The sequence below is a fragment of the Saccharopolyspora sp. NPDC045839 genome (assembly GCF_056431645.1).
This window is the reverse complement of sequence record NZ_JBWKKH010000004.1, coordinates 32,375-44,179: the sequence shown is the minus strand read 5'-3', so window position 1 is coordinate 44,179 and position 11,805 is coordinate 32,375. Positions and strand designations below refer to the sequence as shown.

Annotated in this window: 14 protein-coding genes; 9 read left to right on the top strand and 5 right to left on the bottom strand. The window is 70.0% G+C overall.

What is annotated here, in order from left to right:
* The first annotated feature begins 95 nt into the window (after positions 1 to 95).
* The 5 genes from AC07EQ_RS07535 to AC07EQ_RS07515 all read left to right on the top strand — a co-directional run bounded on the left by AC07EQ_RS07535 (position 96) and on the right by AC07EQ_RS07515 (position 5,687).
* On the top strand, positions 96 to 1,328 hold the full coding sequence (locus AC07EQ_RS07535) for an extracellular solute-binding protein (protein WP_478387157.1): 1,233 nt from the start codon (positions 96 to 98) through the stop codon (positions 1,326 to 1,328).
* A 211-nt stretch (positions 1,329 to 1,539) separates the two neighbouring features.
* Complete coding sequence (locus AC07EQ_RS07530; RefSeq protein WP_478387155.1) at positions 1,540 to 2,463, top strand: carbohydrate ABC transporter permease; 924 nt, start codon at positions 1,540 to 1,542, stop codon at positions 2,461 to 2,463.
* A complete protein-coding gene (locus AC07EQ_RS07525) occupies positions 2,464 to 3,360 on the top strand; it encodes a sugar ABC transporter permease (protein ID WP_358570412.1) in 897 nt (298 codons plus the stop codon).
* Between the two features lie 107 nt (positions 3,361 to 3,467).
* Positions 3,468 to 4,367 carry a homocysteine S-methyltransferase gene (gene mmuM, locus AC07EQ_RS07520; RefSeq protein WP_478387153.1) on the top strand — a complete coding sequence of 300 codons (900 nt, stop codon included), beginning with the start codon at positions 3,468 to 3,470 and terminating at the stop codon, positions 4,365 to 4,367.
* Between the two features lie 135 nt (positions 4,368 to 4,502).
* A complete protein-coding gene (locus tag AC07EQ_RS07515) occupies positions 4,503 to 5,687 on the top strand; it encodes a sialidase family protein (RefSeq protein ID WP_478387151.1) in 1,185 nt (394 codons plus the stop codon).
* A 233-nt stretch (positions 5,688 to 5,920) separates the two neighbouring features.
* Here AC07EQ_RS07515 and AC07EQ_RS07510 read toward each other — a convergent pair whose 3' ends face one another.
* Positions 5,921 to 7,369, bottom strand: coding sequence for an alpha-amylase (locus tag AC07EQ_RS07510; RefSeq protein ID WP_478387149.1), 1,449 nt, complete (start codon positions 7,367 to 7,369; stop codon positions 5,921 to 5,923).
* Between the two features lie 369 nt (positions 7,370 to 7,738).
* On the opposite strand from AC07EQ_RS07510, the gene AC07EQ_RS07505 reads away from it, so the two are divergent.
* Positions 7,739 to 7,951 carry an RNA-binding S4 domain-containing protein gene (locus tag AC07EQ_RS07505; RefSeq protein WP_132482729.1) on the top strand — a complete coding sequence of 71 codons (213 nt, stop codon included), beginning with the start codon at positions 7,739 to 7,741 and terminating at the stop codon, positions 7,949 to 7,951.
* A gap of 102 nt (positions 7,952 to 8,053) precedes the next feature.
* Here AC07EQ_RS07505 and AC07EQ_RS07500 read toward each other — a convergent pair whose 3' ends face one another.
* The 3 genes from AC07EQ_RS07500 to AC07EQ_RS07490 are packed head-to-tail and all read right to left on the bottom strand — an operon-like array spanning position 8,054 to position 9,887.
* Positions 8,054 to 8,359, bottom strand: a complete 306-nt coding sequence (locus tag AC07EQ_RS07500; protein ID WP_478387448.1) for an amidohydrolase family protein — start codon at positions 8,357 to 8,359, stop codon at positions 8,054 to 8,056.
* The gene (locus AC07EQ_RS07495) at positions 8,335 to 8,853 is read right to left on the bottom strand and encodes an amidohydrolase family protein (protein WP_478387147.1); all 519 of its coding nucleotides are present in this window, start codon (positions 8,851 to 8,853) and stop codon (positions 8,335 to 8,337) included. Before AC07EQ_RS07495 ends, AC07EQ_RS07500 begins: the two co-directional genes overlap by 25 nt.
* Positions 8,850 to 9,887 (bottom strand): APC family permease, encoded by a 1,038-nt coding sequence (locus tag AC07EQ_RS07490; protein ID WP_478387145.1) that lies wholly within the window; start codon positions 9,885 to 9,887, stop codon positions 8,850 to 8,852. Before AC07EQ_RS07490 ends, AC07EQ_RS07495 begins: the two co-directional genes overlap by 4 nt.
* A gap of 17 nt (positions 9,888 to 9,904) precedes the next feature.
* Between AC07EQ_RS07490 and AC07EQ_RS07485 the strand changes: the two genes are divergently transcribed.
* Positions 9,905 to 10,141: a hypothetical protein gene (locus tag AC07EQ_RS07485; RefSeq protein ID WP_478387143.1), complete on the top strand. Its 237-nt coding sequence runs from the start codon at positions 9,905 to 9,907 to the stop codon at positions 10,139 to 10,141.
* Between the two features lie 20 nt (positions 10,142 to 10,161).
* Positions 10,162 to 10,494, top strand: a complete 333-nt coding sequence (locus tag AC07EQ_RS07480; protein WP_478387141.1) for a glyoxalase superfamily protein — start codon at positions 10,162 to 10,164, stop codon at positions 10,492 to 10,494.
* A gap of 63 nt (positions 10,495 to 10,557) precedes the next feature.
* On the opposite strand, the gene AC07EQ_RS07475 is transcribed toward AC07EQ_RS07480, so the two are convergent.
* On the bottom strand, positions 10,558 to 10,923 hold the full coding sequence (locus AC07EQ_RS07475; RefSeq protein ID WP_093277650.1) for a HesB/IscA family protein: 366 nt from the start codon (positions 10,921 to 10,923) through the stop codon (positions 10,558 to 10,560).
* A gap of 227 nt (positions 10,924 to 11,150) precedes the next feature.
* On the opposite strand from AC07EQ_RS07475, the gene AC07EQ_RS07470 reads away from it, so the two are divergent.
* A complete protein-coding gene (locus tag AC07EQ_RS07470) occupies positions 11,151 to 11,789 on the top strand; it encodes a DUF3043 domain-containing protein (protein WP_478387139.1) in 639 nt (212 codons plus the stop codon).
* Positions 11,790 to 11,805: the final 16 nt, after the last annotated feature.

Genomic DNA, 11,805 nt, shown 5'->3' with positions numbered 1-11,805 from the left:
CCATTTATACCTGAACACCTTGACTTGCGTCACATTTCGGGTATGGAATTTAACGCCAGTCGTTCGCAAATTTTTGCAAAACAGGAGGTCCGGACATGAGATCAAGGGCCACGGTCGCCGCAGCCCTGGGCCTGGTCGGTGCGCTCGCCGCCGGCTGCGGGAGCGACGCCGGGAACGCCGGCGAGGTCGTCTTCTGGGACACCAGCGGATCCGCGGAGAGCCCGGTGTTCGGCGAGATCGCCGCCGAGTGCGGCCGCGCCGGCGGTTACCAGGTGCGGGTCGAGGCGGTCGCCTTCGACCAGGCGCTGAACAACTACAAGACCGCGGCGCAGGGCGGGCAGGGCCCCGACGTGCTGCGCGCCGACGTCGGCTGGGTCGCTCAGCTGGCGCAGGCCGGGCTGATCCAGGACCTCTCCGGCACCCCGCTGGCCACCGACACCGGCGACTTCCTCGCCGCACCGCTGGAATCCACCAAGTTCCAGGGCAAGACCTACGGCGTCCCGCAGGTCACCGACGCGCTCGCCCTGTTCTACAACAAGAAGCAGCTCGCGGAGGCCGGCGTGACCCCGCCGAAGAGCTGGGACGAGCTGAAGGCCGTCGCGCCGAAGCTCGGCGGCGACCGAGCACTGTTCATCAACAACGACGAGTATTACGCGCTGCCGTTCATCTACACCTTCGGCGGCGACCTCGTGGACACCGAGGCGCGGCTGATCACGGTGAACGCGCCGGAAGCGGTGCGCGGGGTGCAGGTCGCCAAGGACCTCATCGACGCGAAGGCCGCCCGCACCGCGCTGGACCAGCCGAACTCCTACAGCAGCATGAAGGCGGCGTTCACCAGCGGCGAGGTCGCGATGGTCATCGACGGGCCGTGGGCGGTCTCGGAGTTCACCGAATCGGAGCCGTTCGCCGATCCGTCGAACCTCGGCATCGCCCCGGTTCCGGGCTCCGCGACGCCATCGCCGGTGGGCGGGCACGACTACGTGATCCGGCAGGGCAGCGACGCCACCGAGGCATCGGTGAAGTTCGTCCAGTGCATGAGCAGCGCGGAGAACCAGGCGAAGGTCGCGGAGAAGCTCGGGCTGCTGCCGACCCGCAAGTCCGCCTACGACGTCCCCGCCGTGGCCCAGAACCCGGTGGTGTCCGCGTTCCGGCCGCTGGCGACCAACGCGCACTCCCGGCCGTGGATCCCGGAGAACAGCGAGCTCCTCGAACCGCTGCAGACCTCGTACGCCGACATCCTGTCCGGACGCAAGGACGCCCAGACGGCACTGAACGAAACGGCCCAGACCTACAAGACCTCGGTCCTGACCGACTACGCGCAACGCTGAGCCCGGACCGCTCTTCGCGCTCCGCATGCGATACGGCGTCCCCCAGAGGGGTGTCAGGACGCAATTTCAATGGAAATCGAACCTCTGATTTCCATTGAAATTGCGGCGGCACGCGGCGGCGGGGCTGTGCGCTCCGCGGGCGTGCGGCCGGCGTCGCGTCGGGGACGAAGGCCAGAACCGGATCCACCAACAAAGTTCTGAGGCGGCTTCAATGCGGTTGCGGAATCTCCTGGCGCGGCACTGGTTCGTCTACGCGATGATCTCGCCGGTCGTCGCGGTGCTCGCGCTGCTCGTGGTGTTCCCCCTGCTGCAGGGGTTGTTCTTCTCGTTCACCGACATCAACGACACCAACATCGCCAACCCGGTGCTGGACCGCGAGGCGAGCTACGAGTTCGTCGGGCCGGCCAACTACCTGAACGTGCTCTCCGGCGATCCGGCGTACGGCTCGTTCTGGTCGACGCTGGTGCGCACGCTGATCTGGACCGCCGCGTGCGTGGTCTGCCACTACGGGATCGGGCTGGCGCTGGCGCTGCTGCTCAACCGGCGGATGCGGCTGCGCGGGCTGTACCGGGTGCTGCTGATCCTGCCGTGGGCCGTGCCGGTGTTCATCAGCGCGTTCGCCTGGCGGTACCTGTTCAACGCCGAGTACGGGCTGATCAACTGGGCGCTGGAGTCGGTGGGGCTGCCCGCGCAGGTGTGGCTCGGGCAGTCGGACCTGGCGCTGGTGTCGGTGATCGTCGTGAACGTGTGGCTGGGCGTGCCGTTCATGATGGTGGCGCTGCTGGGCGGATTGCAGGCCATCCCGGCGGACCTGTACGAGGCCGCGGAGATGGACGGCGCGTCGCCGTGGCACCGGTTCGTGCACGTGACGCTGCCGGGGCTGAGGCCGGTGTCCGGCGCGGTGGTGCTGCTCGGTGTGATCTGGACGTTCAACATGTTCCCGGTCATCTACCTGATCACCGGGAACAATCCGCACACCAGGATCCTGGTCAGCTACGCCTTCGAGCGGTTCTTCGCCGGCGCGACCCGGGATTACGCGATCGCCTCCACCTACGGCGTGCTGATCCTGTCGGTGCTGCTGGTGTTCGCGACGATCTACCGCCGCGCGATGACGCGGCGGGGAGAGGTGCTCTAGATGACCATCGACGCAGCATCGCTGCAGGCGACGTCCGCGGCCGCCGAGCCGGGCCGGGGGCGCCGGAGGTCCACCGCGGCGAGCATCGGCCTGCACTCGGCCCTGATCGTCGCGTCGCTGATCGCGGTGTTCCCGGTGTTCTGGGTGGTGGTGGTCTCGTTCAAGCCCAACGCCAAGGCGATCGAAGCCACCCCGACGCTGTTCAACGAGTCCAGTTTGGACAACTACCGGGACGTGCTCGCCGGCGCCAAGGGCGCGTTCCTGAGCTGGTTCGGCAATTCGGTGCTCATCGCGGCGCTGACGACGGTGCTCGGGGTGCTGCTGGCGGCCACCACCGCCTACGCGGCGAGCCGGTTCCGCTTCCCGGGGCGGCGCTGGCTGCTGCTGTCGTTCCTGGTGGTGCAGATGTTCCCGTTCGCGGTGCTGATCGTGCCGCTCTACAACATCCTGCTGGGCCTGGGCCTGCAGGGCAGCGCGTTCGGGCTGGTGCTGGTGTACTGCAGCACCGCGATCCCGTTCTGCACCTACATGCTGAAGGGCTACTTCGACGGGATCCCCGGCGACATCGACGAAGCGGGCCGGGTGGACGGGTTGTCGCCGTTCGGCGTGTTCTGGCGGCTGGTGCTGCCGCTGGCCAAACCCGGGCTGGCGGTGACGGCGTTCTACTCGTTCATCGTGGCCTGGAGCGAGGTGGCGTTCGCGTCGGCGTTCCTGTCGGCCGGCGACCGGTCGAAGACGCTGGCGGTGGGCCTGCAGGTGTTCGTGCAGCAGAACCGCGCGGAGTGGGGCCACCTCGCGGCCGCGTCGGTGTTGGTGGCGGTGCCCGCGGTGATCGTGTTCTACCTGGTCCAACGCTTCCTCGTCAGCGGCCTCTCGGCGGGCAGCGTCAAGGGCTGAGCCCTCGGTCCGTCGGGAAGTGAACGGACCGTTCACGCCGTCTGGCGAGGTGAACGGTCCGTTCGCTTCAGCCGAACGACCCAACCGAGCACGACTACGCTGTGCACATGAACGCGTTCAGCCTCAGCGGCGCATCGATGATCCTGGACGGCGGCCTGGCCACCGAACTGGAAGCGCAGGGCCACGACCTGTCCGACGCACTGTGGTCGGCACGCCTGCTGGCGGACGCGCCGGAGGAGATCGTCGCGGCGCACGCCGCGTTCTTCCGGGCGGGCGCGGAGATCGCGACGACGGCGAGCTACCAGGCGAGCTTCGAGGGGTTCGCCGAGCGCGGCATCGAACGCGCCGACGCGGCGAGGCTGATGCGGCGGAGCGTGGAGCTGGCCCGGCTGGCCGGCGACGTCGAGCCGGGCCGGCACCGCTGGGTGGCGGCGTCGATCGGCCCGTACGGCGCGATGCTCGCCGACGGCTCGGAATACCGGGGCCGCTACGGCCTGACCAAGCGGCAGCTGCAGGACTTTCACCGGCCGCGGCTGGAGGTGCTGGCGGAGGTCCGCCCCGACGTCTTCGCGCTGGAGACCGTTCCGGACGTGGACGAGGCGGAGGCGTTGGTGGACGCGATCGACGGCCTGGACGTCCCGGCCTGGCTGTCGTTCACCATCAGCGGCGACCGGACCCGCGCGGGCCAGCCGCTGGCGGAGGCGTTCGCCGTGGCGGCGGGCAGCGACGCGATCACCGCCGTCGGCGTCAACTGCTCGGCGCCGGACGACGTGCTGCCCGCGATCGAGATCGCCCGGGCCGCGACGGAAAAGCCGATCGTCGTGTACCCCAACAGCGGCGAGGGCTGGGATGCGCAGCGGCGCGCGTGGACGGGCCGTGCCCGGCTGTCGGCCGAGGAGGCCCGCGGCTGGCGCGCGGCGGGCGCGCAGGTGATCGGCGGCTGCTGCCGGGTGCGCCCGGAGGACATCGCGGCAGTGGCGGACGCGCTGGTTGATCCGGCCGACTGAGCCGGCGCTGGGCCGATCGCCACCTCGGCAAAACATTTACCGGACAGTTCAACGGAAGGTTCTTTTCCGGCATCCGGGACTGCGGTGCAATGCGTTATCCGTTCGTCGGCGAAAGGTAGGACGCGCATGCGCCGGATGACGAAGCTCGCGGCTGCCGGGGCCGCGCTGCTGCTGCTGGGCGCCGCCCAGACGACCGCGACCAGCGAGCCCCTGGCGATCGCCGGGAAGACGATCTTCACGAAGGGCGAGGGCGGCTACAACTGCTTCCGCATCCCGGCCATGGTGCGCACGCAGGACCGGAGCACGCTGCTGGCGTTCGCGGAAGGCCGCCACAACAACTGCGACGACACCGGCGACATCGACGTGGTGCTCAAGCGCTCGACGGACGACGGGAAGACGTGGCGGCCGCTGGAGCCGGTCACCGACGGCGCGGGCGACACCCGCGGCAATCCGGTGCCGATCGTGGACCGCGCCACCGGCCGGATCTCGTTGCTGACGACGCACAACCCGGGCCCGCAGTGCAACGGCAACGGCTGCACCCGGACGCCGTTCCTGCAGCACAGCACGAATCCGCTGGGTACTCAGTGGACGAGGCCGGTGGCCCAGCCGCAGCTGACGAAGCCGGAGTGGAACACCTGGTACGCCACCGGTCCGGGCCACGGCCTGCAGATGACCCGGGGCGAGCACGTGAACCGCATGGTGGCGGGCATCAACTTCGAGGGCGAGGGCGGCGTGAAGGGCGCCGGGATCGTCTACAGCGACGACGGCGGGACGAACTGGCGGCTCGGCGCGCTGGACGACCGGACCGGCAAGGCCATCAAGCCGCAGGAGCTGAGCCTGCTGGAAACGGTCGACGCCGAGATCTACGCGGCGGCTCGCAACCAGGACAACTCCGGGACGACGATCGCCGAGGGCAACCGGGCGCACGCGGTCAGCGCGGACGGCGGGGCGACGTTCCGCGCGCCGTTCGAGGTCGTGCCGCAGCTGAAGGGCCCGGTCGTGCAGGGCTCGGTGGTGCGCCTGCGCGCGACGACGGCGGGCGACCCGCGCAACCTGATCCTCTTCTCCGGGCCGTACAACACGAATCCGGACATGGACCACCGCCGCCACACGATGCGCATCCGCACGTCGTCGGACGAGGGCGCGACCTGGCAGGAGCTGGGCACGGTCGTGGACGCGACCTGGTCGGCCTACTCGGACCTGATCAACCTGGGCGGTGGCTGGGCCGGCCTGCTCTACGAGGCGGGCTCGCCGAGCTCCGGCGACGCGAACCAGACGATCCGCTACGCGAGGTTCAGCGAGAACGACCTGGCTCGCTGAGAATCCGTTGACACGGCACGCTGGTGGTCGTCCGTCGTCCGCGACGGCCATCCTTCACCGTCCCGGAGCTCTGGGAGTGGTTGCGCCAGGCGGGTTTCCGGGACGTCGAGGCCCGCTGACCGCCGGCCGGACCGCCCGGCGCCCGTCGGAGTGACGAACGCGGGGCGCCTTCGCAGGCGCCCCGCATCCACTGTGGATAGATCGGCCAGGTCCGCGCCAGGGTTTCGGGAAGATCAGCCGAGCTTCGCGCCCGCGTGCAACGCGACACCGGAGTCGGCGGCGACGGTGGCGGTGAACTTGCCGTCCCCGCCGATCTCCACCGCATCGCCGGTGCACGACCCGCCGGAGAGCTCGCCGGTCATCACGTTGCAGTAGGTCCCCGCCGGCAGCGACGTCTGGAAGGTCTGCGACAGCTCGCCGCCTTCCCGGTTGATCACGACGAACCCGGCGTCCCCGCGCCCGAACGCGATCTGCCCGTTGCCGTTGTCCCACCAGCCGGTGAGCTCCTCGCCCTGCACCGCGGCGTGGAACCCGGCCATCCCCGCGATGATGACGCGCCGGTGCTCGCACACCCACGCCGAGTTGTCACAGCTCGCGGCCTCGGTCGTGCCGTCCGCGGCGGCGGGCGGGCCGGCGTCGGGGGTGTCGAAGGCGAAGCTGGAGATCAGCTGCGGCGTCCCGTACGGATAGGCCAGCTCGAACGCGACGGCCAGGTCGTAGGTGACGCCGTCCTTGTAGGTCAGCGTCGGCGAGCTTCGCTGCGTGTCGTGGTTGTCGATGAAGACCACGGCCTGCTCGCTCGGCAACGGCATCTGGTCCGGCAGGTTCGCCAGCCCCGCCAGCGAACCGTTCTTGAAGGCGTTGGCGACCGTGCCGTAGTAGGCGAACTCGGTGACGTCGCCGTTGCCGGCGTACTCCCCCGCCGTCGTCGTGCCGTCCGCGATCACCTCCTGGAAGACGTACGGCCTGGCGCCCGTCCCCGGCACGTTCTGCAGCGCCCCGAAGATCGCGCCGACGTCCTCCGGCGGCATGTGCTTGACGCCGTCCACCCGGAACCCGGAAACGCCCAGGCCCACCAGGTCGTTGAGGTAGGCGATCTCGGTGTTGCGCACGTATTCGGACTCGGTCGCGAGGTCGGCCAGCCCGACGAGCTCGCAGTTGCGCACCTCCCACTTGTCGTTGTAGTTGGCGATGTCCCGGCGGCAGCCGTGGAAGTCGGCGTCCGAGTAGACGCCCGGGTAGTCGTACTTCGAGTAGGACGAGCCGCCGCTGCCCGGCCCGCTGCCGGCCGATCCGGTGCCGCTCATGTGGTTGACCACGGCATCGGCGTAGATCTGCACGCCCGCGGCGTTGCAGGTCTGCACCATCGCGGCGAACTGCTCCCGGTTGCCGCGCCGGGATTGCAGCTGGTAGCTCACCGGCTGGTAGTCCTGGTACCAGGGGTGGCCCGCGTCGGCGAGCACGACGTGCTCCTGCGGCGGCGAGACCTGCACCGCGCCGAATCCCTTGGGCCCCAGGAAACTCGTGCACTCCTGCGCGATGGAATCCCACGGCCACTGGAACATCTGGATGATCGGACCGCGCACCGGCGCGGCGGCGGGCTCCGCCGGCAGGCCTGCCGCGGCGGGCGCCAGGGCCGTGCCGCCGAGCACCGCGGCCAGCAGCAACAACGGCATTCGCATGACAACCTCCTCTGCGTCGAGTGGGTCGCCTACGATCACATTTTCTTGCAGATGTTAAGTCAATACACCATCTGCACCAGCATTCACCTGCTCAAACCCTTGCAAATTATTGCAACAGATCTCCACAAATCCAATGTGGACACACATCGGATCCAGCCCGGTCAATGCAACGCGAGGGGAGCATCGTTTCCGCAGGTGATCGCTCGTGAGCGTTTTGGAGTGCTATAACGCCCCAAAACGCTCACGACACCCGACCAGCCAAAACACCGCCCGTCGGCGAATCGGCAGCACCGGGTGACCACCCGTGCACCGAGCGCAGCGCCGTGCCCGGCCCGGCCGCGCACCGGGCACGCGGCGGACAATGGCGGCATGCGCGAAGTGGAGATCCGGGACGACATGATCCGGCTCGGACAGCTGTTGAAGCTGGCGGGCCTCGTCGAGCACGGAGCGGAGGCGAAGGAGCTGCTGGAGGACGGCCAGGTCGAGGTCAACGGCGCGGTCGAGACCCGCCGCGGCAAGCAGCTGGTCGAGGGCGACGAGGTGGTCCTCGGCGGCGAGGTCGTCCGGGTCGTCACCCGCTGACCAGCTCCCGCACGGCTGTCCGCTCAGTCGGCAACGGGGCCGTGAGTCTTTTTAGCTGCTATGGCAGCCAAAAAGACTCACGGCCCCGTACTAGCGGGAGGGTCACAGCGCCTCGTGCACGATGCGGCCGCCGACGATGGTGCAGGCCACCCCGAGATCCGGCAGCTCGTCCGGGGCGCAGGTGAGCGGGTCGCCGTCGAAGACGGCCAGGTCCGCCCGCATGCCCACCCGGACGCGCCCGGCCGCGTCCTCCTCCCCGGCGCCGTAGGCCGCCTCGGTGGTGTACCCGGCGAGCACCTGCTGCGCGGAAAGCGCCTGGCCGGGCAGCACGGGCGCCCGGCCCGGCTCGGCGACCGGGCGGCGCAGCCGGGCGCCCGCCATGATCACCCGCGGGTCGAAGGCCGCGATGGGTCGGCGAACTCCACCGCGCCGGTGATCCCGGCCCGCTGCAGGCCGTTGGTGTTCATCAGCGCGGTGTGCGCGTCGATCAGCGTGAGCATCGCCGGGTGGTCGCCGACCGCATCGTCGATGTGCCTGCGGTGCAGCCAGTCCGGGACGAAGGCGTTGTACTCCAGGCCGTATCCGATCAGCCATTCGCCGCCGCCGAGCCGGGCGCTCTCCGCGCGGAGTTTCGCCTGCAGCTCGGCCAGATCCACCACGCCGGTCAGGTCGAGGCCGCGCATGTCGGCGACGCCGTGCACCGGGTGCTGGTGGGAGTCGACGAGCCCTGGCGTCACGGTCCGCCCGGTTCCGTCGATCACCTGCGTGCGCCGTCCGATGTGGTCGGTGACGTCGTCGCCGACGGCGCGGATGCGGCCGTCCCGCACCGCGACGGCGCTCGCCCGCGTTCCGTCCATCGTGGCCACTCGGGCACCGGTGATGACGAGGTCCGCGATGGTCAAGATGCACTCCGATCCGCGAAAGCACTGCTGACGACGACCCGGTCGCGCGGCTTGGCGACCGCGAAGTAGACCAGTCCGATGAGGATGATCAACGCGGTGCCCAGCGGCGCGGCCCAAACCTGGTACCACGGCGCGCCCGGCGGCGCGAGCAGCTCGCGCGGCCAGGTGATGTTGACGAACTCGAACGCCAGCCAGATCACCGCGCCGAAGTTCAGCGCGGTGCCCAGCCTGCCCATCCGGATGCGCCCGCCCGGCACCCAGGTCCCGCGCAACCGAGCCACCAGCGCGGCGGCGGCGACCATCAGGAACGTCAGGTAGAAGGCGGAGGTGCCGAAGGTGATGACGCTGCCGATGGCGGCGCTGTTGAGCGCCAGCAGCAGGCCCACGCAGGCCACCACGGTCACCGCGACCGCGCCGCCGACCGGCGCCTGGTTCCGGCTGACCTTCCGCAGGAAGTTCGACATCGGCAGCACTCCGTCGCGCGCGACGGAGTACAGCGCCCGCGCCGTCGCGCCCTGCGCCGCCATGCCGCAGGCCAGGAACGCGATCAGCACCACGAGCACGAACGGTTTCGCGGTCCAGTCGCCGAAGGAGGCGACGACGGCGGTGGTCACCGGGTCCAGGTCGGCGCCGGCCACGACGCTCGCGGGGTCGGGATGCGCGAGCACGACCGCGAAGGCGTTGAGGATGACCAGCCCGCCCACGCTCAGCAGCGCGATCCAGATCGCGCGCGGCACGTGCCGGGTCGCGTTGCGGGTTTCCTCCGAGGTCGACACGCACGCGTCGAACCCGATGAACGCCCAGCCGCCGACGGCCAGCGCCGCGACGAACGCGGCGAAGCCCGACCCGCCGAACAGCTCTTCGGTGCCGAACCCGGCGGTGAGGATCGACCACGGGTGCGACCGGAACGCCAGCAGCAGCGCGATGCCGACCAGCACCGACGCGATGGCCTCGGCGACGACGCCGACCGCCAGCGCGCGGCGCAGCACGTCGACGCCGAGCATGTTGACCAGCGAGCACACCACGACGAACACCGCCGCCGCTGATCGAGATGCTCACCGCCGTGGGCTGGACCCACGCGGCCGCGCTGCGCGTGGCCTTCGGCATCGACTACGTGGTCCTCGGCTCGATCCTCGCGCCGTTCTCCCCCGGCTTCGACCAACCGCCCGGCGACGAGTACCCGGCCCTGCGCACCGCGGTCCGCGCCGTCGATGCGGCGGCGGTCAACGCCGAAGCGTTCCGGGACGCCATCACGGCCTACATCGCGGGCCTGCCCGATCCCGCGTGACCGGCTGGGACGATGGCGGCATGAACGAGGAAGTCATCCCGATCCTCCGCGTCGCGGATGCCGCCGCCGCGGTCGCCTGGTACGAGCGGCTGGGCTTCGCCGCGCAGTGGGAACACCGCTTCGAACCCGGGCTGCCCGCCTTCGTCGAAGTGGCCCGCGGCGCGTTGAAGCTGTTCCTGTCCGAGCACGAGGGCGACGCCCGCCCCGACACGCTGGTGTACCTCCGCGTCCGCGACCTGGACGCCATCGCGGAGGCGTTCGGCGTCCAGGTCGAGCACGCCGACTGGGGGCGCGAGATCGAACTGCGCGATCCCGACGGCAACCGGCTGCGGGTGGGCGCGCCGCCGGCCTGAGCCCGGACAGCAAGAAGGCCGGCGCCCGTGGGCACCGGCCTCATGCCAGATCGGCTTGCTCGATCAGTGGAACGAGTCGCCGCAGGCGCACGATCCGCCGGCGTTCGGGTTGTCGATGGTGAAGCCCTGCTTCTCGATCGAGTCGACGAAGTCGATCACCGCGCCCTGCAGGTAGGGAGCGCTCATCCGGTCGACGACCACGCCCAGGCCCTCGAAGTCGCGCCGGACGTCGCCGTCGAGGCTCCGCTCGTCGAAGAAGAGCTGGTAACGCAGGCCCGCGCAACCGCCGGGCTGCACGGCGATGCGCAAGTGCATGTCGTCGCGGCCCTCCTGCTCCAGCAGGGCCTTGGCCTTGTGAGCAGCCGAGTCGGTCAACGTGACACCGTGGGCGGGCGCCTCGCTCTCGGTCGTGGTGTTCGGGGCGGTCATGGACTCTCCCTAGAGGTCTCGCTCATCCGATTCCGGCGTGAGGTGCAACCTCACCCGGGCTCGGGCTATTCCCACGGGCGCCGCCCGGGGGAGCTGTGTCTTGTCTCCTCCGCCCATGGTGGCACAGCCACCCGCCTAGCTGGTGTGATGTGACCACCCGATGTCTGTTCCGCCGCAGGTGTCCGGTCTGCTGCAGCCCCGGCAGTGGCGTCGAATACCCTGTTGGAGTGAGGTTCCTTCGCCGTAACAGCGCTGAGCAGACCGCCACCACCGAGTCCGACACCGAGACCGGTCCGGCTGCGGCGGAGCATGCCCCCAATCACACCCCCAAGAAGGGGAAGCCGACGCCGAAGCGCCGGGAAGCGGAAGGCAAGCGGCGCGGCCCGGTCCCGCCGCCGCCGAAGACCCAGCGCGAGGCGGTCAAGCGGGCGCGCGGCAACAAGGACGAGCGCCGCCAGGCGGCGAAGGAACGCCGCGAGCGGATGATGCAGGGCGACGACCGCTACCTGATGCCCCGCGACAAGGGCCCGGTGCGCGCGTACGTCCGCGACCTCGTCGACACCCGGCGGCACCTGATGGGCCTGTTCATGCCGCTGGTGCTGATCGTGTTCGCCACCACGCTGGCGCAGAACCTGGTGGTCCAGCAGTACGCGACGCTGTTCTGCATGGTGCTGCTGGTGATGATGGTCGTCGAGGGCACCCTGCTCGGCCGCTACGTGAACAAGCGGGTGCGCGCGAAGTACCCGGACGCCAAGGACCGCCCGTTCTCCCTGGGCTGGTACGCCTTCACCCGGGCCATGCAGATCCGCAAGCTCCGGGTCCCCCGCCCCCGCTACACCCCCAAGGACATCGCCAAGGTCGCCTGATCCCGGCGCTTTCACA